This window comes from Mesorhizobium sp. M0518 (assembly GCF_040321125.1).
Taxonomy (GTDB): domain Bacteria; phylum Pseudomonadota; class Alphaproteobacteria; order Rhizobiales; family Rhizobiaceae; genus Mesorhizobium.
Genome location: NZ_JAMYQY010000006.1, coordinates 232,615 through 256,033, shown reverse-complemented (window position 1 = coordinate 256,033; position 23,419 = coordinate 232,615). Strand labels below are relative to the sequence as shown.

At 63.1% G+C, this 23,419-nt stretch carries 24 protein-coding genes and 1 pseudogene; 21 read left to right on the top strand and 4 right to left on the bottom strand.

The features are described from left to right. The first annotated feature begins 69 nt into the window (after positions 1-69). The 8 genes from NKI66_RS11485 (at position 70) to NKI66_RS11450 (ending at position 7,246) form a co-directional block, all read left to right on the top strand. Positions 70-1,326 (top strand): flagellar hook protein FlgE, encoded by a 1,257-nt coding sequence (locus NKI66_RS11485; RefSeq protein ID WP_352722609.1) that lies wholly within the window; start codon positions 70-72, stop codon positions 1,324-1,326. Positions 1,327-1,353: 27 nt separating this feature from the next. Then, positions 1,354-2,808 (top strand): flagellar hook-associated protein FlgK, encoded by a 1,455-nt coding sequence (gene flgK, locus NKI66_RS11480; protein WP_128303090.1) that lies wholly within the window; start codon positions 1,354-1,356, stop codon positions 2,806-2,808. A 4-nt stretch (positions 2,809-2,812) separates the two neighbouring features. After that, positions 2,813-3,856 carry a flagellar hook-associated family protein gene (locus tag NKI66_RS11475; RefSeq protein WP_023810017.1) on the top strand — a complete coding sequence of 348 codons (1,044 nt, stop codon included), beginning with the start codon at positions 2,813-2,815 and terminating at the stop codon, positions 3,854-3,856. Positions 3,857-3,887: 31 nt separating this feature from the next. After that, the gene (flaF, locus tag NKI66_RS11470; RefSeq protein ID WP_023810018.1) at positions 3,888-4,235 is read left to right on the top strand and encodes a flagellar biosynthesis regulator FlaF; all 348 of its coding nucleotides are present in this window, start codon (positions 3,888-3,890) and stop codon (positions 4,233-4,235) included. Then, positions 4,232-4,675 carry a flagellar biosynthesis repressor FlbT gene (gene flbT / locus NKI66_RS11465; RefSeq protein ID WP_023810019.1) on the top strand — a complete coding sequence of 148 codons (444 nt, stop codon included), beginning with the start codon at positions 4,232-4,234 and terminating at the stop codon, positions 4,673-4,675. The genes flaF and flbT overlap by 4 nt, the downstream gene beginning before the upstream one ends. After that, a complete protein-coding gene (gene flgD, locus NKI66_RS11460; protein ID WP_013529774.1) occupies positions 4,675-5,082 on the top strand; it encodes a flagellar hook assembly protein FlgD in 408 nt (135 codons plus the stop codon). Before flbT ends, flgD begins: the two co-directional genes overlap by 1 nt. 24 nt (positions 5,083-5,106) lie before the next feature. Beyond that, a complete protein-coding gene (gene fliQ, locus NKI66_RS11455) occupies positions 5,107-5,373 on the top strand; it encodes a flagellar biosynthesis protein FliQ (RefSeq protein ID WP_013529773.1) in 267 nt (88 codons plus the stop codon). 229 nt (positions 5,374-5,602) lie between these two features. After that, on the top strand, positions 5,603-7,246 hold the full coding sequence (locus NKI66_RS11450; protein WP_128303092.1) for an MFS transporter: 1,644 nt from the start codon (positions 5,603-5,605) through the stop codon (positions 7,244-7,246). Positions 7,247-7,286: 40 nt separating this feature from the next. Here NKI66_RS11450 and NKI66_RS11445 read toward each other — a convergent pair whose 3' ends face one another. After that, positions 7,287-9,068: a chloride channel protein gene (locus tag NKI66_RS11445; protein WP_352751656.1), complete on the bottom strand. Its 1,782-nt coding sequence runs from the start codon at positions 9,066-9,068 to the stop codon at positions 7,287-7,289. A 134-nt stretch (positions 9,069-9,202) separates the two neighbouring features. Further along, positions 9,203-9,459, bottom strand: a pseudogene (locus NKI66_RS11440) (putative quinol monooxygenase). Here NKI66_RS11440 and NKI66_RS11435 point away from each other — a divergent pair. From NKI66_RS11435 to NKI66_RS11380, 12 genes are all read left to right on the top strand, one after another. Continuing rightward, positions 9,395-9,550 (top strand): hypothetical protein, encoded by a 156-nt coding sequence (locus NKI66_RS11435; protein WP_352610383.1) that lies wholly within the window; start codon positions 9,395-9,397, stop codon positions 9,548-9,550. The pseudogene NKI66_RS11440 and the gene NKI66_RS11435 sit on opposite strands and share 65 nt — an antisense overlap. 98 nt (positions 9,551-9,648) lie before the next feature. Further along, positions 9,649-11,736 (top strand): flagellar biosynthesis protein FlhA, encoded by a 2,088-nt coding sequence (flhA, locus tag NKI66_RS11430; RefSeq protein ID WP_127326668.1) that lies wholly within the window; start codon positions 9,649-9,651, stop codon positions 11,734-11,736. Next, complete coding sequence (gene fliR / locus NKI66_RS11425) at positions 11,733-12,485, top strand: flagellar biosynthetic protein FliR (RefSeq protein ID WP_127290444.1); 753 nt, start codon at positions 11,733-11,735, stop codon at positions 12,483-12,485. The genes flhA and fliR overlap by 4 nt, the downstream gene beginning before the upstream one ends. Positions 12,486-12,487: 2 nt before the next feature. Beyond that, positions 12,488-12,871: a hypothetical protein gene (locus NKI66_RS11420; protein ID WP_352722610.1), complete on the top strand. Its 384-nt coding sequence runs from the start codon at positions 12,488-12,490 to the stop codon at positions 12,869-12,871. 179 nt (positions 12,872-13,050) lie between these two features. Next, a complete protein-coding gene (locus NKI66_RS11415; RefSeq protein ID WP_352722611.1) occupies positions 13,051-14,136 on the top strand; it encodes an ABC transporter ATP-binding protein in 1,086 nt (361 codons plus the stop codon). Between the two features lie 37 nt (positions 14,137-14,173). After that, positions 14,174-15,499 carry an ABC transporter substrate-binding protein gene (locus NKI66_RS11410; RefSeq protein ID WP_352677083.1) on the top strand — a complete coding sequence of 442 codons (1,326 nt, stop codon included), beginning with the start codon at positions 14,174-14,176 and terminating at the stop codon, positions 15,497-15,499. Between the two features lie 193 nt (positions 15,500-15,692). Further along, entirely contained in the window at positions 15,693-16,544 is an 852-nt protein-coding gene (locus NKI66_RS11405) for a carbohydrate ABC transporter permease (RefSeq protein ID WP_372337954.1), read from the top strand. A 1-nt stretch (position 16,545) separates the two neighbouring features. Continuing rightward, positions 16,546-17,439: a carbohydrate ABC transporter permease gene (locus NKI66_RS11400; protein ID WP_023810030.1), complete on the top strand. Its 894-nt coding sequence runs from the start codon at positions 16,546-16,548 to the stop codon at positions 17,437-17,439. 129 nt (positions 17,440-17,568) lie between these two features. Further along, positions 17,569-18,180 (top strand): rod-binding protein, encoded by a 612-nt coding sequence (locus NKI66_RS11395; RefSeq protein ID WP_352722612.1) that lies wholly within the window; start codon positions 17,569-17,571, stop codon positions 18,178-18,180. A 13-nt stretch (positions 18,181-18,193) separates the two neighbouring features. After that, the gene (locus NKI66_RS11390; protein WP_023810032.1) at positions 18,194-18,619 is read left to right on the top strand and encodes a hypothetical protein; all 426 of its coding nucleotides are present in this window, start codon (positions 18,194-18,196) and stop codon (positions 18,617-18,619) included. A 97-nt stretch (positions 18,620-18,716) separates the two neighbouring features. Further along, positions 18,717-19,232: a hypothetical protein gene (locus NKI66_RS11385; protein ID WP_023810033.1), complete on the top strand. Its 516-nt coding sequence runs from the start codon at positions 18,717-18,719 to the stop codon at positions 19,230-19,232. A 173-nt stretch (positions 19,233-19,405) separates the two neighbouring features. Then, complete coding sequence (locus NKI66_RS11380) at positions 19,406-19,714, top strand: SCP2 sterol-binding domain-containing protein (RefSeq protein ID WP_196815312.1); 309 nt, start codon at positions 19,406-19,408, stop codon at positions 19,712-19,714. A 92-nt stretch (positions 19,715-19,806) separates the two neighbouring features. Here NKI66_RS11380 and NKI66_RS11375 read toward each other — a convergent pair whose 3' ends face one another. Together NKI66_RS11375 and odc2 are read right to left on the bottom strand one after the other, a co-directional pair. Continuing rightward, positions 19,807-20,376, bottom strand: coding sequence for a GNAT family N-acetyltransferase (locus tag NKI66_RS11375; RefSeq protein WP_023810035.1), 570 nt, complete (start codon positions 20,374-20,376; stop codon positions 19,807-19,809). A 171-nt stretch (positions 20,377-20,547) separates the two neighbouring features. Beyond that, on the bottom strand, positions 20,548-21,681 hold the full coding sequence (odc2, locus tag NKI66_RS11370; RefSeq protein WP_023810036.1) for an ornithine/lysine decarboxylase: 1,134 nt from the start codon (positions 21,679-21,681) through the stop codon (positions 20,548-20,550). Positions 21,682-22,221: 540 nt separating this feature from the next. Here odc2 and NKI66_RS11365 point away from each other — a divergent pair. Beyond that, positions 22,222-23,418, top strand: a complete 1,197-nt coding sequence (locus NKI66_RS11365; RefSeq protein ID WP_023810037.1) for an amidase — start codon at positions 22,222-22,224, stop codon at positions 23,416-23,418. The last annotated feature ends 1 nt before the right edge of the window (position 23,419 follow it).

Genomic DNA, 23,419 nt, shown 5'->3' with positions numbered 1-23,419 from the left:
CGCCAGCCTCGCGCAAGAAAACATGCGTAGCCTCGTAGCCAGCAGCATGGACACAGCGGAGACGTTTCGATGAGCCTCTACGGAATGATGCGGACCGGCGTCTCCGGCATGAACGCCCAGGCAAACCGCCTGTCGACGGTCGCCGACAACATCGCCAATTCCGACACCACCGGCTACAAGCGGTCCTCCGCCGAATTCTCGACGCTGGTCATGCCGTCGACCGGCGGTGCCTATAATTCCGGCGGCGTCACCACGACGATCCGCCAGGCGGTCAGCGATCCGGGTGTGCTTCAGTACACGACCTCGGTTTCCGACCTTGCCGTCAGCGGCGATGGCTTCTTTGTCGTTCAGGATCCGAGCGGCACCCCCTACCTGACCCGGGCCGGCGCTTTCGTTCCCGACGGTCAAGGCAGACTGGTCAACTCGGCCGGCTTCCAGCTGATGGCGTACAGCTACGACAACGGCGTACCGGCAGCGACGGTCAATGGCTTCGAGGGGTTGGTCCCGGTTGTCATCTCCGACCAGGGAATGACCGCAACGCCGAGCACCGAGGGCAGCTATGCCGGCAACCTGCCGGCCGGCGCGACCCCGGTCGCCGCCGGCAATCTGCCCACCACCAATGCTGTCGGCGCGCAGTACACCTCGAAATCCTCGATGGTTGCCTACGACAATCTCGGCAACAAGAAGCTGCTCGACGTCTATTTCACCAACACCGGCGCCGGCACCTGGCAGGTCTCGGTCTTCGATCAGTCTCAGGCCACGGCCGGGACAGCATTCCCCTATACCGGCGGCGCGCTGGGCTCGGCCAACCTGACGTTCGACGCCACCACTGGCAAGCTCACCGGCGCCGTCGACAGCGTCTCCCTCACCGTGCCCAACGGCGCCGCCTTTTCGCTCAATCTGTCTGCGCTGACCCAGCTTGGCGCCGGCTTCACGGTTTCCGACGCCCAGGTCAACGGCAACGCGCCGAGCACCATCGACAAGGTTCAGATCAGCAAGGACGGCACCATCTACGCGCAGTACAAGGACGGCTCCACCAAGCCGCTCTACAAGATCCCGCTGGCTGACGTACAGAGCCCGGATCAGCTCACCGCGCTGCCTGGCAACGTCTATTCGCAGGGCACCGAGTCCGGCGCGGTTCGTGTCGGCTTTGCCAATGAAGGCAAGCTCGGCTCCATCATCTCCGGCGCGCTCGAGAATTCCAACGTCGACATCGCCGAAGAGCTGACCAACATGATCGCGGCGCAGCGCAGCTACACCGCCAATTCGAAAGTCTTCCAGACCGGTTCCGATCTGATGGACGTCCTTGTCAACCTGAAGAGATAAGACGGGCGTCGCCCGCGAAAGACCCGCATGTCACTGTCTACCGCATTGAGTATCGCCCAGTCGGCGCTTATGAACACCGCGCGACAGACCAGCGTTGTCTCGCGCAACGTGGCCGACGCCTCCAACCCGGACTATTCACGGCGTCAGGCCGTCGTCACCAGCACGGCGCCGGGCGCGCGTTCGGTCGATATCCAGCGCGCAGCCAACGAGCTTTTGTTTCGCCAGAATCTCGGCGCGCTGTCGGCCTGGAGCGGGCAGAACGCGCTCTACAGCGGCATGGATCAGCTGGGCGTTGCGGTCAATGGCGTCGACAATGCGTCCTCGCCCTCGACCGCGATCGCCAACCTGCAGCAGGCGCTGCAGCTCTACGCCACCTCGCCGTCGAACCAGAACCTCGGCGCCTCGGTCATCGACGCCGCCAAGCAGGTCGTGCGCTCGCTCAATGAGGGCTCCAAGGCAGTCCAGGATTTCCGCACCCAGACCGACGGCCAGATCGCCACCGCCGTCGATGACCTGAACTCGCTGCTCAGCCAGTTCCAGGATGCCAACACGGCGGTCATGTCCGGAACCCGTTCCGGCACCGACGTTTCCGATGCGCTCGACCAGCGCGACGCGCTTTTGAAGAAGATTTCGAACTATGTCCCGGTGTCGACCTTCACGCGAGGCGACAATGACATGGTCATCACCACCGGTGACGGCACGACTTTGTTCGAGACGATACCGCGCACGGTCACCTTCGCGGCGTCGGCAGGCTATACCGCGGGTGCCGCCGGCAATGCCGTTTACATCGACAACGTGCCGATCTCGGCGGGAGCCGGCGGCAACACCAGCGCCAGCGGCACGCTTGCCGGCCTGCTGCAATTGCGCGACGGCGTCGCCTCGACCATGCAGAGCCAGCTCGATGAGACCGCGCGTGGCCTGATCACCGCTTTTGCCGAGACCGCACCCTCGATGGCCAATGCCGCCGGCCTGTTCACCTGGTCGGGAGCGCCGGCCGTGCCGGCCGCCGGCACGCTGGTCACCGGCCTTGCCGCGTCCATCAGCGTCAATGCAGCGATGGACCCGAGCACCGGCGGCAACCCGACGCTGCTGCGCGACGGCGGTGCCAACGGTGCGGCCTATGTCGCCAACACGGGCGGCGGCGCGTCCTATTCCACCCTTCTGGTTGCCTATGGCGACCGGCTCGACCAGCCGATGACTTTCGACCCCGCCGCCGGCGTTTCGGCAACCTCCAGCGTATCCGACTACGCCGCCAGTTCGATCGGTTGGTTCGAGAGCGTGCGCCAGCAGGCTTCGACCGCCTCCGACGCCAAGGAAGCACTGGCATCGCGCAGCGCCGAGGCGCTGTCCAACGCGACCGGGGTCAATGTCGACCAGGAAATGTCGCTGCTGCTCGACCTCGAACACACCTACCAGGCATCAGCCCGGATGATGAAAACCGTCGACGACATGTTGACGGCCTTGCTCAACGCGGTGGGATAATTCCATGACTTCAGTCTCCTCGGCCGCAATCTCCAATGCCATGCGCTCCCAGCAGATGCGCATGCAGGCCGAACTCGTCAAAGCCACCAAAGAATCCTCGACGGGCCGGGTCGCTGACGTCGGCCTGGCTCTCGGTGGGCGCACCACCCAGGCCGTCACCTTCCAGCGCGATCTTGACCGGCTCAACGTCATCATCGATTCCAACGGCCTGGTCGGCGCCCGGCTTTCCTCGACGCAGACCTCGCTTGGTCAGCTCTCCACCGCCGCGCAGACCTTCCTGTCCGCCCTGACCACCGCTTCCTCGAGCGACTCGTCCAACAGCCTCACCCGGGACTCCGGCAAGGCGACCATCCAGCAGCTGACCTCGATCCTCAACACCAGCGTTAATGGTGAATATCTGTTTGCCGGCACCAACACAGACGTCAAGCCGATCAACGATTTCACCGCTGCCGGCTCTCCTGCCAAGGCTGCATTCGATACCGCTTTCCTCACCAATTTCGGTTTCACCCAGGACGACCCGGCAGCGGCCAACATCACGGCTGCCCAGATGGACGATTTCATCACCAATGATGTCGTGCCGCAGTTCACGGGCGCGGGTTGGCAAGGCAACTGGTCGAACGCCACCGACCAGCAGATCGTCAGCCGCATCGCACTCAACGAAACCACACCGACTTCGACCAGCGCCAACAGCGATGGCATTCAGAAACTCGCCATGGCGGCAGCCATGGTCAGCAGCCTGATGTCCAGCAACATCAGCCAGGCGGCGAAGAATACGGTTGTCAGCCGCTCGACCACATTGGTTGGCGAAGCGCTGAGCGGCATTGGCCAGCTTCAATCCGAGACCGGCATCGTCCAGAAGCGGGTTTCCGATGCCAACGATCGGATGAAAACGCAGGTCGACCTTTTCGAACGGCACATTCTCGATCTGGAAGCCGTCGATCCGGCGGCAGCCGCGACACGGGTCGCGGACCTGACACAGCACATCGAAACGTCTTTCGCGTTGACCGCACGCCTGCAGCAGCTCAGCCTGTTGAATTACCTGACCTGACAACGCTTAACGGAACGGTAGAGCCCCAACGATGTACCAATTCTCCTACGCCGACATCCAGAGCAACTCCGTTGCCGACGCGAAGGACCGTGAGCGGGAGCTTCTGACCCGCTCGATCGACATGCTGGCGGCGGCAGCAGCGGCCGGCCACGATTCGATGGAGGCGATCGAGGCGCTTCACTTCACCAACCGCGTCTGGACCGCCTTCGTCGAGGATCTTGGCTCCAGCGACAACGCCCTGCCCAAGGAACTGCGCGCCAACCTCATTTCCATCGGCCTGTGGCTGCTGCGCGAGGCGGAGGACATCCGTCAGGGCCGCACCAACAATTTCGAAGGGTTGATCGAGGTGTCCCAGATCATCAGGGACGGCATTCAATGACCAACACGCTGAAGATATCGCTGAAGCCGAACGAAAAGATCTACATCAACGGCGCCGTCATCCGGGTCGACCGCAAGGTCACCGTCGAATTGATGAACGACGTCCAGTTCCTGCTCGAAAGCCACGTGATTCAGGCCGACGATGCCTCGACGCCGCTCAAGCAGCTTTATTTCATCCTGCAGGTCATGCTGATGAACCCGGCCGGCGCCGCCGCCGCACGCGACATGTTCCGCCGTTCGCTGCCGCTGCTTCTGGCAAGCTTCGAGGACACCCAGATCTGCAGCGCGCTGAAACAGATCGACCGCATGGTCGGCGAGGATCATATCTACGAGGCGCTGAAGGCGATCCGCGCGCTTTATCCGCTCGAACGCCGCGCGCTGGGTGGTAATGACGATGTTTCGGGTGCCGAGCGCCCGTTGGCTGTGGGAGCACGATACTGATGAACGTGGACATGACGACGACGATTCCGACCGGCGCCAATCAGGCCACGGCGTCGACCTCGAAGACAGCGGTCGACTACCAGTCGTTCCTGAAGCTTCTGATCGCCGAGATGAAGAACCAGGATCCAACCAAGCCGATGGATTCGACGCAATATGTCGCCCAGCTCGCCACCTTCTCTCAGGTCGAGCAATCGGTGCAGACCAACACCAAGCTCAATCAGATCATGCAGTCCTCGGCGCTGTCGCAGGCCGACGCACTGATCGGGCGCTCGATAACCTCCGCCGACGGCCTGACGACAGGCACCGTGGCTTCGGTGCGCCTCGCCAGCAACGGTCTCATCGCCGTGCTGCAGAACGGCACCGAAGTCGCGGTCGGTCCGGGAGTTTCGGTCAAGGCAGCAAGCTGACGCTTTCGGCAGAGAGCCAGTCCCATGAATGAGGCCGACGCTCTCGACATCGTCCAGTATGCGGTGTGGACGGTGCTCGTCGCGTCGGCTCCGGTGGTGCTGGTCGCCATGGTGGTCGGCATCGGCATCGCCCTCATCCAGGCGCTGACGCAGGTGCAGGAGATCACCTTGACCTTTGTGCCGAAAATCGTCGCCATCATGCTGGTGGTGGCGCTGACCGGCCCCTTCATCGGCAGCCAGATATCGGCCTTCACCAACGTCATCTTCGAGCGCATCCAGAACGGATTCTGAATCTGTTCCAGGATGGTGTGCCGCGGCATGCCGTTCGCAATTGTCTGAAGACAGAGCCGCCGATCCCCGCGGCACCTCCGGACCCACGGCGGACAAGGCCTGGACCGCCTCTATCCCATTGTTGGACCATGAGCTTTTTTGCCCTTTGCGGCGCCATGCCCTACTTTCGGCAAACGGTCTGCGCAAACGGATTGTCTGACGAGCAGGCACGACATGGCAGGAACCCCAAATGATTGACGAAAAGCCGGACAGCGAGAGCGTCTCGGCGCTGGCGCCCTTCCGTCACGGCATTTTCCGCGCCGTATGGGGCGCAAGTCTCGTCTCGAATTTCGGTGGCCTGATCCAGGGTGTCGGCGCCGCCTGGATGATGACCACGATCGCCACCTCGCCCTATCAGGTGGCCCTGGTCCAGGCTTCGACCACCTTGCCGATCATGCTGTTTGCACTCGTAGCCGGCGCCATCGCCGACAGTTTCGACCGGCGCAAGGTGATGCTGGTCGCCCAGACCTTCATGCTGGTGGTGTCGGTGCTCCTGACCGTGTTCACTTATTCCGGCCTGATCACGCCATGGACGCTGCTTGCCTTCACCTTCCTGATCGACAGCGGCACCGCGCTCAACAGCCCGTCATGGCAAGCCTCCGTCGGCGATATCGTACCCCGCAACAAGGTGCCGGCGGCCGTCGCCCTCAATTCGATGGGCTTTAACCTGACGCGCAGCGTCGGTCCGGCGATCGGCGGCATCATTGTCGCCGCGGCCGGTGCGGCGGCCGCCTTCGCGGCGAACGCGGTGAGCTATATCGGCCTGATCGTCGTGCTGGCGCGCTGGAAGCCGGACGTGCCCATGTCGACCTTGCCGCGCGAGTCGCTGGGGGCCGCCATGGGCGCCGGCCTGCGCTATGTCGCCATGTCGCCCAACATCGGCAAGGTGCTGGTCAGGGGAGCTGCGTTCGGCTTCAGTGCAGGCGCTGTGCTTGCGTTGCTGCCTCTGGTGGCGCGCGATGTCGTCAAGGGCGATGCGCTGACCTATGGCATCATGCTCGGCGCCTTCGGCATCGGCGCGGTCGGCGGCGCCTTGATCAGCGTCAGGCTGCGGCAGTTGCTGTCTAGCGAGACGATGGTGCGCTGTGCTTTTGCCGGCTTCGCTGTCTGCGCCTTCAATGCCGCCGTCAGCCAGCATGCCTGGCAGACGTCGCTCGGCCTGCTTGTCGGCGGCGCCTGCTGGGTGATCGCGCTTTCGCATTTCAACGTCACGGTGCAGATGGCGACGCCGCGCTGGGTGGTCGGCCGGGTGCTGTCGGTCTACCAGACCGCGACTTTCGGCGGCATCGCGCTCGGCAGCTGGATCTGGGGTGTCGTCGCCGATGCGCACGGCGCCGAAACCGCGCTGATCGCAGCCAGCGTCGCCATGCTGGCCGGCGGCGCCATCGGCCTTTTGCTCCCGCTGCCGCAACAGCAGGTGCTCAACCTCGACCCGCTCAATCGCTTCAAGGAACCGCACCTTGCGCTTGACCTGAAGCCGCGCAGTGGTCCCATCGCCATCATGATCGAGTATGTGATCCGGCACGAGGACGAACCGGAGTTCCTCGCCATCATGGCCGAACGCGGCCGCATCCGCCGTCGTGACGGCGCCCGCAACTGGACGCTGGCACGCGATCTCGAGAATCCCACCGTATGGATCGAGCATTATCACACGCCGACCTGGATCGAATATATCAGGCACAATGGACGCATCACCCATGCCGACGCCGTCATCGGCGAACGCGTGCGGGCCCTGCACAGCGGCGACGAACCGCCGCGCGTGCGGCGTATGATCGAGCGTCCGACCACCGCCGGCACGGCGCTTGTGATGGCCAAGGGACCGATCGAGCACTAGGCTCCGCAACCACTGTGACAGGCATCCGGCTTGGCCTTCGTTACCCCTCGCCCGACAGGTCGCGGCGCGCCTTGTCGAGTTCCTCGGCATAGCGCCGCATCAGATGGCCTTCGGTCAACAGGCCCAGCACGATGTGGTCGGTGAAATCCTCGACGACAGCGAGTTCTTCGGCGCCGGCGCGCTGGAATGTTTCCGCGGCGGCCTGCACGTTCATGCTCGGCACCAGCACCGCGTCCTTGGATTTGGCAAGATCGCGCACCGGGACCTCGCCGCCGGAAGGATCGCTGTGCAGTTCGGCTACGATCAGCACGCCGACATAGTGGTCGCCCGCGTCGACGGCGATGACGCGCTGGGCAGAGCCGAGCGGCACTTGCTTGCGGAAGGCTGCCAGCGTCGTCGAGGCATAGATGGTCTTGATGTCCTTGCGCATCATCGAGCCGACTGTGAGGCTGCGCATCCAGCCAACATCGTGGGCGCTGCGGATGGTCTCGCCGCGCAAATGGAAGCGCCATGTCGAGAACGAGTAGCCGAAGGTCTCGCGCACCAGGATCGCCGACATGATCGAGGCCGCCAGCACAACGCCGGTCAGCGTCAGGTCGCGGGTCGATTCCAGCGCCAGGAAGGTCATCGTCAGCGGACCGCCGACGACACCGACTGCGAGCGACGTCATGCCGACGACGGCGGCAACGGCAGGGTCGATGCCGGTTGCCGGCGAGACGACAATCATCACATCCGCGAATGCCTTGCCGAGCAGCGCGCCGAGGAACAGCGAGGCGAAGAACAATCCGCCGCGAAAACCCGACCCCAGCGACACCGCCGACGCCGTCAGCTTGAGCACGAAGACGCTCGCCACCACGGCCAGCCCGTAATTCATCGAGAATTCGCGATGCAGCGCGCCATGGCCGCTGGACAGCACTTGCGGGGTGATAAGACCCAGCAGCCCGACGATGACGCCACCGATGACGGGGCGCAGCGCCGCATCGATCGACAGTCTGGCAAAACCGCGCTCGATCAGTGTCACCAGATGCATGATGGCGATCGAGGCGGCACCGCCGAGCAGGCCGAGCAGCAGGAACGGCACATACTGGCTGGCGGTGAGCGCCGGCAGGCCCGAAAGCTCGAGCGGAAACGGCACGCCGCCGAACATTTCGGCGGTCAGCGAGGCGCAGATCGCGGCTGTCAAGACCGGCGCGACATTGGCGACAGAGTAGATGCCGATGACCAATTCGAAGCCGTAGAAGGCGCCGGTCAGCGGTGCATCGAAGGCGGCGGCGATGGCGCCGGCCGCACCACAGCCGACCAGGATGCGGACATCGTTGCGGCGCAGCCTGAAGATGCCCGCCAGCCGCGATGCCAGCCCGGAGCCAACCTGCGTATAGCCGGCTTCCAGCCCGACCGAGGCGCCAAAACCGCTGGAGATCATCGTCTGGCCGGCGATGATGAAGGTGTCGGTCAGCGACATGCGCCCGCCATAGAGCGCATTGGCTTCGATCGGGTCGATCGGCGTGCGGAATTTCCGTATCCTGAGCCTGACCACCGTCAGCCCCAGCAGCATGCCGCCGATCGCCGGTATCAGCGCCTGCATCGGATTGGCGAGCGAGAACATGCCGGAAAGCCGGCCGCCTGGCTGAACGCCGAACAGCAGCCCGTGCAGGTCCTGCACGATCTGGCTCATCGCCGTGACCAATATGCCAGCCATCACGCCTACGACACCTGCGAGGATGACCACCACGATGCCGCGTGCCTCGAGCAGAGGCAACGACCTGACCAGCACCGCGCGCAGCCGGCGGGCGTAGACTTCGCTGTGGTTTCTGGAAAGCACCGGGGCGGCTCGCCGATATCGAAAGGCAGTGGAAAGCCAGCCTGATACGCCCGGCGGCACGGCATGGCAACCACAATGCCGACAGACACCACATTGGCGACAGCGGGCGCGATATCGATCGGCCGATGGACCGTTCAGGTCGGCATGGGCTCGCCGGCTTCATAGAGCACGAGGTTGCGCTCGCCTATGCCAAGCGCCGGCCAGCTCGCACGCCAGTCCGCAATGTGCGGCGAGGCGAAATGCGCGTCGAGCGCTGCCCTGTCGCTCCAGACTTCCGTGACCGGATGAGCCCGGCATCGAAAACATCCTGCGCATAGGAATATTGGATGCAGCCGAACTCGGTGCGGCTGCCGGAAACCATGCGCTCCATTGCGGGCTTGGCTTCCTCCAATTTGTTTGGCGGCAAGCGGATGGTGCCGATGATCAGAAGCACGGGTTTTCCCTTCTCTACAAGGCCGACCGACACGGCGACCTGCGCATGATCGTCCGAACTAGCCAGTCTCCCACCCTCGCGCAAGCTTGGCGGGCTACCCTCACAGGGCTGTCGCGCGCTCGGCAGTCTATGGGGTTTGAGGACGATATGGCGATCAGCGAAAGCATTCAGCCCGGCGCGGTGGCCAAGAACGGCCGCGACGTCTTCTTCGCCATCGGCATCGTCATCATCCTGGCCGTGCTGTTCCTGCCGATTCCGGCCTTTCTCATCGACATCGGCCTCGCCTTCTCGATCGCACTTTCGGTGCTGATCCTGATGGTGGCGCTGTGGATCCAGCGGCCGCTCGATTTCTCGTCGTTCCCGACCGTGCTGCTCATCGCCACCATGCTGCGGCTGTCGCTCAACATCGCCACCACGCGCATGATCCTGTCGCATGGCAATGAGGGCACGCATGCCGCCGGCTATGTCATCGCCGGCTTCTCCAAGCTGGTGATGGCCAGCGACTTCGTCATCGGCCTGATCGTCTTCATGATCCTGATCGTGGTGAACTTCATCGTCATCACCAAGGGCGCCACCCGTATCGCCGAAGTCGGCGCCCGCTTCACCCTCGACGCCATCCCAGGCAAGCAGATGTCGATCGACGCCGACCTGTCGGCCGGCATGATCGACGACAAGACAGCGCAGCTGCGCCGCCGTGAACTGGAAGAAGAATCTTCTTTCTTCGGCTCGATGGACGGCGCCTCGAAGTTCGTGCGCGGCGATGCCATCGCCGGCCTCATCATCACCGCCATCAACATCGTCGGCGGCATCGCCATCGGCTACATCAGGCACGGTATGGGCATGGGCGAAGCCGCCGACGTGTTCATCAAGCTGTCGGTCGGCGACGGCCTCGTCACCCAGATCCCGGCCCTGATCGTGTCGCTCGCCGCCGGCCTGCTCGTCTCCAAGGGCGGCACGCGCGGCTCGACCAACCAGGCGGTGTTCGGCCAGCTCGGCGCCCACCCGCGCGCCCTCTATGTCGCGGCATCGCTGCTGGTGCTGCTCGGCCTGATGCCCGGCCTGCCGCTGTTCCCGTTCTTTGCGCTGGCCGCCGGCATGGCCGGCCTCGGCTACGTCATCCCGATGCGCGCCAACCGCGCCGTCGCCGAAGCCGAGGCGATCAAGGACCAGGAAAAGGCGACTAAGGTCGAGGAGGAGAAGAACTCGGTCAAGGCCTCGCTCGCCACCGCCGAGATCGAGCTTTTGATAGGCAAGCAGCTGTCGACAAGGCTGCTGACGTCGCATCAGGAACTGGTTTTCCGCATGGGCAAGATGCGCAAGAAATTCGCCACCCAATATGGCTTCGTGGTGCCGGAGGTGCGCGTCGCCGACGATTTCGCCATCCCGCCGAAGAGCTACCAGATCAAGGTGCACGGCACCGTGGTGGCCGAGTATCAGATGCGCGTCGGCGAGATCATGGTGCTGCTCGGCAACCGCGACATACCCGAGATACCGGGCGAGGAAATCCGCGAGCCGGCCTTCGGCATGCGCGCCTATTCCGTGGTCGAAGCCTTCGCCGAGGATCTGAAGCGCGAGAACTACACCTTCGCCGACAACATGTCGGTGCTGCTCACCCATCTCTCCGAGGTCATCCGCAACAACCTGCCGCAGCTTCTGTCCTACAAGGACATGAAGGCGCTGCTCGAACGCCAGGACCAGGAGTACCGCAAGCTCGCCGACGAGATCTGCACCACGCACATCTCCTATCCCGGCCTGCAGGCGGTGCTGAAGCTGCTGCTGGCCGAACGCGTCTCGATCCGCAATCTGCACCTGATCATCGAGGCGATCGCCGAGATCGCGCCGCATGTGCGCCGCACCGAGCAGATCGTCGAGCATGTCCGCATCCGCATGGCCCAGCAGATCTGCGGCGACCTGTCCGAGGGCGGCGTGCTGAAGGTGCTGCGCCTCGGCAACCGCTGGGACCTCGCCTTCCACCAGAGCCTCAAGCGCGACGCCAAGGGCGAGGTGCGCGAATTCGACATCGACCCGCGCCAGCTCGAGGAGTTCGGCCAGGACGCGACCAAGGCGATCAAGAAATATCTGGAAGCCGGCGAGCGTTTCGTCCTCGTCACCGCGCCCGACGCCCGCCCCTATGTGCGCATGATCATCGAGCGCCTGTTCACCACGCTGCCGGTGCTCAGCCATGTTGAAATCGCCAAGGGCGTCGAGATCAAGGTGCTCGGAACCATATCGTGAGCGTGCTGTCGCAAGGCGTCGTCATCGCGGCATTCCTGGCTTTCTGCCGCATCGGCGCCTGTTTCATGCTGATGCCGGGCCTCTCCAGCGCCCGCGTCCCGGTCCAGGTCAGGCTGTTCGTGGCGGTCGCCGCCACCGGCGGCCTGCTCGCCTTCCTGTGGGACAAGATCTTTCCTTTCGTCGACCCGCGCCCCCAGATCCTGGTGCCGATGATCATCTCGGAACTTCTGGTCGGCGGCCTGATCGGCGCCATGACCAGGCTCTACATGGAAGCCCTGCGCTTCATGGGCTCGGCCATCGCCATGCTGGTGGGCTATGGCGGCAGCGGCGGACCGGCGATCGAGGAGCCCGAACCCCAGGCAGCCCTTGCCGCCATCATCTCGTTCTCGGCGCTTTTGATGCTGTTCGTCTTCGATTTCGACCACGAAATAATACGCGCGCTGGTTTCCTCCTACACGGTCGCGCCGGTCAACATCTTCTTCAACCCGCAGGCAGCCCTTGTCGATGTCACCGACACGGTGTCGGACACCTTCTTCCTGGTCATCCGCCTCGGCAGCCCGTTCGTCGCCTATGCCATTCTCGTCAATCTGACGATCGGCTTCGTCAACAAGCTGACCCCGCAGATCCCCATCTATTTCATCTCCCAGCCCTTCATCATCGCCGGCGGCATGATCATCTTCTATTTCGCCGTCGGCACCATGCTGTCGCTGTTCGTCGACGGCTTCGTCGACCTGACATTGGCGAGGTAGAAATGAGCACGCGCAAGGACCGCCTCAAGAAGCTGGTCAAGGTGCAGGAACAGCTGAAGGCGCTGCACGAAACCCGCCACGCCACCTTCCTTGCGGCGGCCAGTACCGCCGAGGCCGAGGCCAAGGAACTGGTCGGCCATTTCGACCAGGCCGATTCGCTCTCCGCCCTGTTTCCCGATCTCTACCATCGCCGCATTGCCCAGGCGGTGGTGCGCCAGGAGGCGAACCTGGCGAGCGCCAGGCAGGAAGCCAACCTCATCGCCGCGGCGACCGCCCGCACCAACATGGTCGAGCGCGCCTACAAGGACGTACGCAACCGCGACGAACGCGAACGCTCCGACCGCGAGCGGCTCGATATCATCGCGCAGAAGCAGGGCGAGGAGTAGCTGGGAGGATTGTGTGGCGCGAAGCGGACCCTCCAAGGTTCGGCCTTCCCGTAAACGCTTTACAGCCCGGTTTGGTAGCGCTACCGTTTGGCCTAGCGTGAGCCTGGGAGGAGCCAGGGCTGTCGCTGGCGGAAGCGTTTGTTCCTTCGACGACGTCGCAGGAATTGTTGGGAGGACCGATGGCGTCTGTCGCAATTGGCGAAGTCTATAAATCATTCGGCGCTGTCGAGATCCTGCACGGGGTCAGCGTGAACATCGAGGACGGCGAGTTCGTCACTCTGGTCGGACCGTCGGGCTGCGGAAAATCAACCCTTCTCAGAATGATCGCCGGCCTGGAAAAGATTTCACGCGGCCAGATCGCGATTGGCGAACGTGTCGTCAACAACGTTGCGCCCAAGGAGCGCGACGTCGCCATGGTCTTCCAGAACTATGCGCTCTATCCACACATGACCGTCGCCGAGAACATGGCGTTCTCGCTGATGCTCAAAGGAGTTTCCAAGCCGGAGAGCGATGCCGGCGTGCGCCGCGCAGCCGAAATCCTTGGGCTGGTGCCGTTGCTGGCGCGCTATCCTCGGCAGCTTTCCGGCGGCCAGCGCCAGCGCGTCGCAATGGGCCGCGCGATCGTGCGTGATCCGGCGGTGTTTCTCTTCGACGAACCGCTGTCCAATCTCGACGCCAAACTTAGGGTGCAGATGCGCGCCGAGATCAAGGAACTGCACCAGCGCCTCAAGACCACGACAGTCTACGTCACTCACGATCAGATCGAAGCCATGACTATGGCTGACAAGATCGTGGTCATGCATGACGGCATCGTCGAGCAGATAGGGCCGCCGCTGGAACTTTATGACCGGCCGAACAATCTTTTTGTCGCCAGCTTTATCGGCTCGCCGGCCATGAATTTGCTGAGGGGCGAGATCGCTTCCGACGGCTCACCCTCGTTCCGCGGCGCCGGGGGGATTTCAGTGCCGTTGGCCTCGGCACTTTCCATCCGCAACGGCGAGCCTGTGGTGCTGGGAATAAGGCCCGAGCATTTGCGGCTGTCCGACGAGCAGGGCATTCCGGTCACCGTCGCGGTGGTTGAACCAACCGGGTCCGAAGTGCAGCTCATCGGCAGGACAGCCGGCGGCGAAGAGATCGTCGCGAATTTCCGGGAACGACATTCCTTCACGCCGGGCGAAACCATCCGGCTTACGGCCGAGCCCAGCCTCATTCATCTCTTTCACGCAGAAACCGGACAGAGATTCCAAACACGTACCGATCAGTAGGACCATAGGCAAGGACAACAAACAGGAGGAAACGAGCATGAAGTTCACCAGACGCGACGTGATCCGCACCACCGCCGGCGCGGCGGCGGGTGCCTTGGGAAGTCGGTTCATCAGCTCTCCGGCCCTTGCCCAGGACGGACTGAAATACAAACCCGAGGATGGCGCCAAGCTTAGACTGCTGCGCTGGTCGCCTTTCGTCCAGGGCGACGAGGACCAATGGCTGGCCAACACCAAGCGCTTCATCGAAGCGACCGGTGTCGAGGTTCGCGTCGACAAGGAAAGCTGGGAGGACATTCGTCCCAAGGCGGCGGTCGCCGCCAATGTCGGGTCCGGCCCCGACCTGATGTTCGTCTGGTTCGATGACCCGCACCAATATCCCGACAAGCTGCACGACGTGAGCGAACTGGGTGAGTATCTAGGCGCGAAATACGGTGGCTGGCACGAGGGACCTAAGCAATATGCGACACGCGCCGGGAAGTTCGTCGGCCTGCCCCTGGCCACGATCGGCAATGCCATCGTCTATCGGGAAAGCTGGGTGAAAGAGGCCGGCTTTTCGGAGTTTCCCAAGGATACGAAAGGCTTCCTGGAACTTTGCAAGGCCTTGCAAGCGAAGGGACATCCGGCCGGCTTCACGCATGGCCATGGCGTCGGCGACGGCAACAACTATGCTCATTGGCTGCTGTGGAGCCATGGCGGCCAGATGGTCGACGAGAGTGGCAAGGTAACGATCAACAGCCCCGAGACCCTCAAGGCGATCGAATACGCGCAGGAGCTCTACAAGACCTTCATTCCAGGCACCGAAAGCTGGCTCGACGTCAACAACAACCGCGCCTTCCTGGCCGGCGAACTGGGGGTGATCGCCAATGGAATTTCCGCCTACAACACGGCCAAGATCAACAAGGACAAAGATCCAAAGCTGGCTGAAATCGCCAAGGACATACGCACGACCAACCTGCCCATCGGTCCTGTCGGCAAATCCGTCGAATTGTTCCAGGTGACCACGGCTGTCATCTTCAATTACACGCCCTACCCCAACGCGGCTAAGGCGTATTTGCAGTTCATGTTCGAGGAACCGCAAATGAAGGACTGGATCACCTCCTCGGCCGGATATTGCTGCCAGACACTGAAGGCATTCGACAACAACCCCGTATGGACCGCCGATCCCAACAACGCCGCTTACGCCAAGGCTTCGGCTACTCTGCGGCCTAACGGCTATGCCGGGCCGCTCGGCTATGCCTCGGCGGCAACCATGGCCGACTACGTGCTGGTCGACATGTTCGCCAAAGCGGTGACCGGCCAGGCGACGCCGCAAGAGGCAATGGAAGAGGCCGAGAAGCGGGCAAATCGCTATTATCGCGTTTGAGCCTGCTCAGCCGGGCAGCGCGGCTGCCCGGCTGGCTTCGGATTGCGTCGCGGCCGATCCGGCCTATCAATGAGACCTCAGCAGGAGCCAACCCATGGCCGTGCCGTCAGCTGCTATCCAGCCGCGATCTTCGATCTTCTCACGGATTCTGTCGCGCTGGAGCGAAAGTCGGAACGCACTTGGCTTCGGCTTCATGCTTCCGGCGGCTGCACTGCTGCTTGTCTTCCTGACCTATCCGCTGGGGCTTGGCGTCTGGCTCGGCTTCACCGATGCCCGCATCGGCCGCCCCGGCATCTTCATCGGCATCGAAAACTATGAATATCTGTGGAGCGACGCCGTCTTCTGGCTCTCCGTCTTCAACACCTTGCTCTATACGATCAGCGCTTCGATCCTCAAATTCGCGCTCGGCCTCTGGCTAGCGCTCCTCCTCAACCAGAACCTTCCCTTCAAATCGTTCTTCCGTGCGATTGTCCTGCTGCCGTGGGTGGTGCCGACGGTGCTCTCGGCCATCGCCTTCTGGTGGATCTACGATTCGCAGTTCTCCATCCTGTCGTGGGCGCTCATGGAAATGGGACTGATCGATCACCGCATCAATTTCCTTGGCGATCCGGAGAACGCACGCGCCTCGGTGATCGCTGCCAATGTCTGGCGCGGCATTCCTTTCGTGGCCATCACGCTGCTGGCCGGCCTGCAGACGATTCCCCAATCGCTTTACGAGGCCGCGACGCTCGACGGCGCCAGCCGTTGGCAGTTGTTCCGCTATGTGACGCTGCCGCTGCTGACGCCGATCATCGCCATCACCATGACCTTTTCGGTCCTGTTCACCTTCACCGATTTCCAGCTGATCTATGTGCTGACTCGCGGCGGGCCGGTGAATGCCACCCATCTGATGGCAACGCTCTCGTTCCAGCGCGGCATTTCCGGCGGCCAGCTTGGCGAGGGAGCCGCGATCGCGGTGGCGATGATCCCATTCCTGCTAGCGGCGATCCTTTTCAGCTATTTCGGCTTGCAACGTCGTAAATGGCAGCAGGGCGGTGGAGACTGACATGGCCGCGATCGAAACGAACAATCGTCCGAACACGGATGAAGGCGGCATGGGCTATCTCCAGAGCCTGCCCCGGCGCGTGGTGACCGTTTATCTGCCGCTCCTGATCTTCGTCATCGTGCTGCTGTTCCCGTTCTACTGGATGACGATCACGGCGGTGAAACCCAATCTCGAGATGACGGATTATGCCAATTTCAATCCGTTCTGGGTCGTCCATCCGACACTCGAGCATATTCGGTATCTGCTCTTCGACACATCCTATCCGGGCTGGCTTCTCAACACGATCATCATCTCGACCGCCGCAACTTTCCTGTCGCTGCTGGCGGCGGTTTTCGCTGCCTATGCGATCGAACGCTTGAGGTTTTCCGGGGCGCGGCAGGTCGGCTTGGCGATCTTCCTGGCCTATCTCGTGCCGCCCTCGATTCTGTTCATTCCCCTGTCGGTGATGGTTTTCAACCTCGGCCTTTACGATACGCCGTTCGCGCTGATCCTCACCTATCCGACGTTCCTCATTCCATTCTGCACGTGGCTCTTGATGGGCTACTTCCGCTCGATCCCTTTCGAACTGGAAGAATGCGCGCTGATCGACGGCGCCAGCCGCTGGCAAATCCTGACCAAGATAGTTCTGCCGCTGTCGGTGCCTGGCCTGATTTCCGCCGGCATCTTCGCTTTCACCCTGTCATGGAACGAATTCATCTACGCTTTGACTTTTATCCAGTCGTCCGAAAACAAGACCGTGCCGGTCGGCGTGCTTACCGAGCTCGTACGTTCGGACGTCTATGAATGGGGAGCCCTGATGGCAGGCGCGCTGATCGGCTCCCTGCCGGTGGTGGTGCTCTATTCATTCTTTGTCGAGCACTACGTCTCCTCGATGACGGGCGCGGTCAAGGAGTGAAGCTGAGGCGGAAATCGACGATGGAAAAAACTGCCCGACAACGCATGGCGCGAAGCCGGCAGCTTCGATCCGATCCCCGCACTTCCGCTCCCTCTCCTTCCCGCAAGCCTGCCACAAGCTTGTTGAGGCATGGTCTGGCTAAGGAAAACCGGTAAAAGGCGGACTTTCTTGGCGATTTCTCCACCCAGCGACATCGTTATGGATGTGGCCCGAGCCGTCGACCCGGCGGATATCGAGACCGCCCGCGCCGCGCTGGCAAAGCGGGCCGGCGGCGCTGCGGGCACGTTTTCACTCGACACCGCCGCTTCGGTCGATGCCGGCTCGATCCTGTCGCGCGCCACCGCCGACAAGGCCGCCGCTGCAACCGACCCGGCCAACAAATTCAAGAAGTTCGAGGCGATGGTGCTGCAGACCTTCATCCAGAACATGCTGCCAAAGGATACCGAGGGCGTCTACGGCAAGGGCCTGGCCGGCGACATGTGGAAATCGCAGCTTGCCGAGCGGGTCGCGGACGTGATGGCCGAACGCGGTGGCATCGGCATCGCCAAGTCGATGCTTGCCGACCACTATCTCGAAGGCAAGCGCGTGGTTCCGGTCGGTCCGGTTTCGGGCGGGTTGGAAAAGACCGAGATCGACCAGCAAAACAGCCTGTCGACCTCGCTGGTCCACCAATTACAGCGCAAGGCTGCGGGGTCGATGACCGGTGACGAGACGATCATAAAAACAAACATCAAGATCTAAACTGGGAAACGCCATGGCCGACTTTTCGGAATCCACCCCCAACCTGCCAGTACGCACGACGGCGTCGGAAGCGCCGATCCCGTTCGCGCGGCCCGGCAACCTCGCCGCCATCATCGGTCGCATCGAGGAAGTGGTCGAGGAAGAGACCGCCGGTATCCGCAACGCGACCAACTATGATCTCAAGGCGTCGAACGCCCGCAAGAGCCGCTACCTCTACGAGTTGACCCGCGCCATGAAGGGCGGCAGCGAAGCCGAATTCCTCGAACAGCACCGCGAGGGCCTGACCCGGCTGCGCCAGAAGCTGGCGAAGAACGAAGCGGCGATCCTGGCGCATCTCAGCGCGGTCAACGAAGTCGCCAGCCTGCTGCGGCACGCCATCCAGCGCGCCGAGACCGACGGCACCTACTCCGCCGGCGAGTTCGGCTGGATGAAGGCATGATGCCGAACACGAGCGACACTTCGGAGATACTGCCGAAGCAACGGCGCAGTGCCGCGTCGCCTTCGCAAGGGACGGATCAAGGGACTGACAAGAGCCGATGATCAAGGTCATCGCCATCGCCGTCTGGATTTGCGCCGCAACCCTCGGCGCCGTGTTCTATTCTTTCCAGGCGGCCGGCGAGCGCGGTGTCGGCGAAACGCCGAAGCCGATGCTGGGCGGTCTCGACTACGTCAAGACCGACATCATTTCGGTGCCGCTGATCCGCGATTCTGAGATCGGCGGCTATTTCCTGACCAAGCTCGTCTACACCGTCGAACCCGAGCAGATAAAGAAGCTGTCCATTCCGGCCGAAGCGCTGATCACCGACCAGGTCTATTCCTACCTCTATTCCAATCCGCAGATCGACTTCACCAACAAGGCGACCATCGATCTCGATGCCTTCCGCGCCGCAATCCGCGATACCGTCAACGCGCGTGTCGGCGCGCCTTTGGTGCATGAGGTTCTGATCGACCAGGTCAATTTCCTGTCGAAGGACGAAATCCGCGACAACTGGCTGCGCCGCAAGAAAAGCGAAACGGCGACCGAAATGACCAAGGCGTTCAAGGAACACTGAGTTGCCCTGCTCACAGGCCTGGTCACATCGAGCCTCGCCTGCCGCAAGGGCAGGAACCAGCCACCCGAATCCGCGTTGACGTAAACGTCAACCCAAAGCTATATGCGGCAGCGACCGTGATCGCGAAACCGCGGCATGGGCTTCGGCTGGATCGAAGCGCCGTTGCGAGACAGATGCAACCAGACAAGGAGAACAGCGTGAGCGTTCAGAAGATTGCCGAGAAGATCAAGTCGCGGGTGGCCAGCAGCGGGTTCGATCGTTCCGTGAAATTCGACACCGGCAGCGACGGCGTCATCGTCATCGACGGCGCAACCGTCTCGAACACCGATGCACCCACCGACTGCACCATCAAGCTCTCGCTCGACGATCTGGATTCGCTGATCGCTGGCGACCTGAACCCGACAATGGCGTTCATGACCGGCAAGATAAAGGTCGAAGGCGACATGACCGTCGCCATGGCGCTCAGCCAGCTGATCGGCTGAAGGCATCCAGCCGCCCAGGCGGCACCCACCAAGCGCAAAAACGCCGCCTTTTCGGGCGGCGTTTTTGCATGAAATGCTGCCGGCTTCGTGTCTCAGGCCGCCGATATCAGTTCCTGCGCCTTCAGCTTGCGGCCGGCCGCCTTCAGCGTGCCGTGCACGCCGTCAAGCGCGCCTTCCACCAGTTCCAGCGCCAGCAGGCGGTGCCGCTCATAGGGTCCTGGCATGGCAAGTGAACCGGTCTTCTCGGCCGAGAAGCCGAAGCGCGCGTAATAGGGCGCATCGCCGACCAAAAGGATAGCGGCATGGCCGAGACGCGCCGCTTCGGCGATGGCATGGCGCATCAGCGCCGAGCCGATGCCGGCATTCTTGAGCGACGGGTCGACGGCAAGCGGGCCAAGCAGCAGCGCGGCCGCACCGCCCTCGCCCAGCCTGACATCCCACAGCCGCACGGTGCCGGCCACGCCGCCCAAAGCATCGCGGGCGACGAAGGCCAGCCCTTCCGAGGGCCGCCGGCCACGCCGCAACTTCTCCGACGACTTTTTCCTGCGCTTCGGCCCCATGGCCCGATCGAGCAACGCCTCGCGCGCCGCAACATCGGCGGCGGCTTCGGCGACCATCCCAAAGGCCGGTGCGTGGCCCCCAATTTCAACTGGCATTTCCATTTCAAATGACATTTCCATTTCCGCAATCCCTGGCGAGCGGAGATCTGTTCCACAGGCGAGCCCGGGTGGACGACAGGCGCCCACCTGGGATGATCTGATCGGCTCTCTCAGCGCATTTTCAGGCGAAGTTGTGTCCGGTTCGCCGTCCGAAAATGCGCTGAGGAAGCGCCGTCAGATCACGTAGGATCGGAGAGGCTCGAAGCCGTTGAAGGCGACCGCCGAGTAGGTGGTCGTGTAGGCGCCGGTGCCTTCGATCAGCACCTCGTCGCCGATCGTCAGCGACAAAGGCAGCGGATAGGGCGTCTTCTCGTACATCACGTCGGCCGAATCGCAGGTCGGGCCGGCGAGCACGCAGGGCGCTGTCTCCGTGCCGTCATGCGCGGTGACGATCGGGTAGCGGATCGCCTCGTCCATCGTCTCGGCCAAGCCGCCGAACTTGCCGATGTCGAGGAACACCCAGCGCACATTGTCGTTGGCCGCTTTCTTCGAGATCAGCACGACTTCCGACTTGATGACGCCGGCATTGCCGACCATGCCACGGCCCGGCTCGATGATGGTCTCGGGAAGCGCATTGCCGAAATGCTTGCGCAGCGCCGAGAAGATCGCCTGGCCATAGGCCTGGGCGGCCGGCACGTCACGCAGATAGCGCGTCGGGAAACCACCGCCCATATTGACCATCTTCAAGACGATGCCTTCTTCGGCGAGCGTCGCGAACACCACCTTGGCGTCGGCCAGCGCACGGTCCCAGGCGGTCAGGTCGGTCTGCTGCGAGCCGACATGGAACGACACGCCATAGGCGTCGAGGCCGAGCCCCTTGGCATGGCGCAGCACGTCGACGGCCATCGCCGGCACGCAGCCGAACTTGCGCGACAGCGGCCATTCCGCGCCCTCGCCATCGGTCAGCACGCGGCAGAACACGCGCGCGCCTGGAGCGACGCGGGCGATCTTCTCGACCTCTTCGACGCAGTCGACCGCGAACAGGCGGATGCCGAGCTGGTAGGCGCGTGCGATGTCACGCTCCTTCTTGATGGTGTTGCCGAAGGAGATGCGGTCCGCCGGCGCACCAGCGTCCATCGCCATCTCGACTTCGGCAACGGAAGCGGTGTCGAAGGACGAGCCCATCGCAGCAAGCAGGCGCAGGATTTCCGGCGCCGGGTTTGCTTTCACAGCATAGTAGATCTTGGAATCAGGCAGCGCCTTCTCGAAGGCGCGGAAATTGTCGCGCACGACATCGAGGTCGACGACGAGGCAGGGGCCGGTCGGACGTCGGGTGGCGAGAAAGTCAAGAATGCGCTGGGTGGCCATCGGGGTCTCTCCATCAGCGCCTTTCGGCGCGCAATAAGGCTGCGGGACGCGGGCTGTCGGCCTCGCGAACTCGCGGTGGACAAAGGCGGGACGGAAATTCATGGAACCAGCCGGTGGAGACCCCGGAACCATGAAGCGCCGTCTCGCGGCGGTGAACCTTGGCCTTGCCCGGCCTCGGTTCGCTTTGTCTGCCTTGGCTTGGATGGGAGACCCGTCCGCACTGCCGGCAATGAAGGTGTGCCTCTTCAGTAACCCCGGTTTTTGGACAACCGGCAGAACACCAGAAAGGCCCGCACCGTCGTTGCTTCAAGGTGTCCTCGCGCTGGCGGTTGGCCGCTAGACCGACTGGAGGGGTTAGCTCCAGTTACCTTACCGATTTCCCTCACCATTCGAGGATCGGCGGACACCCACAGGCACGTGCGACTTTGGGCAAGCGCGATATAAGGGCGAAGACTTTCACAATCAATAAAAATCGTATCGCAGGTTGTAAAATTTCTGGCGTCGAACAATGTTGCGGCAACCGTATCCGGATATCGAACGATGACAGGCACGCACGGCCCTCTCAACGCCTTTCTCGATCTTCGCCAGATGCCAGTGGCACATGCCCAGCTAGGCCCGCTGGCCGGCCTGCGGCTGGCCGTCAAGGACATCTACGACGTCGCCGGCTACCGCACCGGTTGCGGCAATTTGCAAAAATTCGCCGAAAGCCACGCAGCTTCGCGCACCGCACCCGCCGTGCAGATGATCCTCGATGCCGGCGCACGCTTCGTCGGCAAGACGCAGACCGACGAGCTTGCCTTCGCGCTGTTCGGCCAGAATGCGCATTTCTCGTTTCCGGTGAACCCGGCGGCACCCGACCGCGTCACAGGCGGCTCCTCATCGGGATCGGCGGCGGCGGTGGCGGGCAGGCTGGCCGATATCGCCACCGGCTCCGACACCGGCGGCTCGATCCGCGCCCCGGCGAGCTTTTGCGGACTGATCGGGCTGCGCACCACGCATGGCCGCATTCCGCTCGACGGCACGATGAAGCTGGCGCCGAGCCTCGACACGTTCGGCTGGTTCGCCGATGACATCGAGACCTACGAAACCGTCGGCAAGCTGCTGCTCGGCCGCGATCCGCACCAGCATGTGTTGGACCGGCCGCTGGCACTGGATTGGCTGGATGGATTGGTCGCCCGCCCGGCGCTTGCCGAATATGGTGAAATGAAGGGGCTGGCGGGCAAGGTCTTCGGCGCGCCGATGACGCCGGGAGTGCGCTTCTCCTCATCTCCCGATGAACTCTACTGGTGCTTTCGCCGGCTGCAGGCCAGGGAGGCCTGGGCGGTGCATGGCGAATGGATCACCAGCGGCGAGCGCGGCCTTGGCCCCGGCGTCGAGGAGCGTTTCGGCTTTGGCCGCGCCGTCGACGACAAGACAGCCCAGGCCGAGAAGGTGCGACGTCTGACCTTTCGCGGCGAACTGAGCGCCCTGCTCGGCAAGAACGGCTTCCTTGTCCTGCCGACGGTGCCTGGTCCGGCACCTTACGTGGACAGCACGCCGGAGCAGTTCCAGGCCTATCGCGAACGGGCGCTCCAACTTCTGTGCCTGGCCGGCCTGTCCGGTTTTCCACAGATCACACTGCCCGTCGGCTCGGTCGCCGGCGCCCCGTTCGGCCTGTCGCTGCTTGGCCCTTCCGGCAGCGACATTGCCCTGATACGGCTCGGCCGGAAACTTCTCGACGCGGCACGAAAGGCCTGAC

Excerpts from the sequence above, each read along its gene's own strand:
- NKI66_RS11450 (WP_128303092.1), top strand. The coding sequence starts at position 5,603 with ATGATTGACGAAAAGCCGGACAGCGAGAGCGTCTCGGCGCTGGCGCCC.
- flhA (WP_127326668.1), top strand. The coding sequence starts at position 9,649 with ATGGCGATCAGCGAAAGCATTCAGCCCGGCGCGGTGGCCAAGAACGGC.
- fliQ (WP_013529773.1), top strand. The coding sequence starts at position 5,107 with ATGAATGAGGCCGACGCTCTCGACATCGTCCAGTATGCGGTGTGGACG.
- flgD (WP_013529774.1), top strand. The coding sequence starts at position 4,675 with ATGAACGTGGACATGACGACGACGATTCCGACCGGCGCCAATCAGGCC.
- odc2 (WP_023810036.1), bottom strand. The coding sequence starts at position 21,681 with ATGGCCACCCAGCGCATTCTTGACTTTCTCGCCACCCGACGTCCGACC.
- NKI66_RS11365 (WP_023810037.1), top strand. The coding sequence starts at position 22,222 with ATGACAGGCACGCACGGCCCTCTCAACGCCTTTCTCGATCTTCGCCAG.
- NKI66_RS11420 (WP_352722610.1), top strand. The coding sequence starts at position 12,488 with ATGAGCACGCGCAAGGACCGCCTCAAGAAGCTGGTCAAGGTGCAGGAA.
- flbT (WP_023810019.1), top strand. The coding sequence starts at position 4,232 with ATGACCAACACGCTGAAGATATCGCTGAAGCCGAACGAAAAGATCTAC.
- NKI66_RS11410 (WP_352677083.1), top strand. The coding sequence starts at position 14,174 with ATGAAGTTCACCAGACGCGACGTGATCCGCACCACCGCCGGCGCGGCG.
- NKI66_RS11415 (WP_352722611.1), top strand. The coding sequence starts at position 13,051 with ATGGCGTCTGTCGCAATTGGCGAAGTCTATAAATCATTCGGCGCTGTC.
- NKI66_RS11475 (WP_023810017.1), top strand. The coding sequence starts at position 2,813 with ATGACTTCAGTCTCCTCGGCCGCAATCTCCAATGCCATGCGCTCCCAG.
- NKI66_RS11405 (WP_372337954.1), top strand. The coding sequence starts at position 15,693 with ATGCTTCCGGCGGCTGCACTGCTGCTTGTCTTCCTGACCTATCCGCTG.
- NKI66_RS11385 (WP_023810033.1), top strand. The coding sequence starts at position 18,717 with ATGATCAAGGTCATCGCCATCGCCGTCTGGATTTGCGCCGCAACCCTC.
- NKI66_RS11435 (WP_352610383.1), top strand. The coding sequence starts at position 9,395 with ATGCAGCCGAACTCGGTGCGGCTGCCGGAAACCATGCGCTCCATTGCG.
- NKI66_RS11375 (WP_023810035.1), bottom strand. The coding sequence starts at position 20,376 with ATGGAAATGCCAGTTGAAATTGGGGGCCACGCACCGGCCTTTGGGATG.
- NKI66_RS11380 (WP_196815312.1), top strand. The coding sequence starts at position 19,406 with ATGCAACCAGACAAGGAGAACAGCGTGAGCGTTCAGAAGATTGCCGAG.
- flgK (WP_128303090.1), top strand. The coding sequence starts at position 1,354 with ATGTCACTGTCTACCGCATTGAGTATCGCCCAGTCGGCGCTTATGAAC.
- flaF (WP_023810018.1), top strand. The coding sequence starts at position 3,888 with ATGTACCAATTCTCCTACGCCGACATCCAGAGCAACTCCGTTGCCGAC.
- NKI66_RS11485 (WP_352722609.1), top strand. The coding sequence starts at position 70 with ATGAGCCTCTACGGAATGATGCGGACCGGCGTCTCCGGCATGAACGCC.
- NKI66_RS11395 (WP_352722612.1), top strand. The coding sequence starts at position 17,569 with ATGGTCTGGCTAAGGAAAACCGGTAAAAGGCGGACTTTCTTGGCGATT.
- NKI66_RS11400 (WP_023810030.1), top strand. The coding sequence starts at position 16,546 with ATGGCCGCGATCGAAACGAACAATCGTCCGAACACGGATGAAGGCGGC.
- NKI66_RS11390 (WP_023810032.1), top strand. The coding sequence starts at position 18,194 with ATGGCCGACTTTTCGGAATCCACCCCCAACCTGCCAGTACGCACGACG.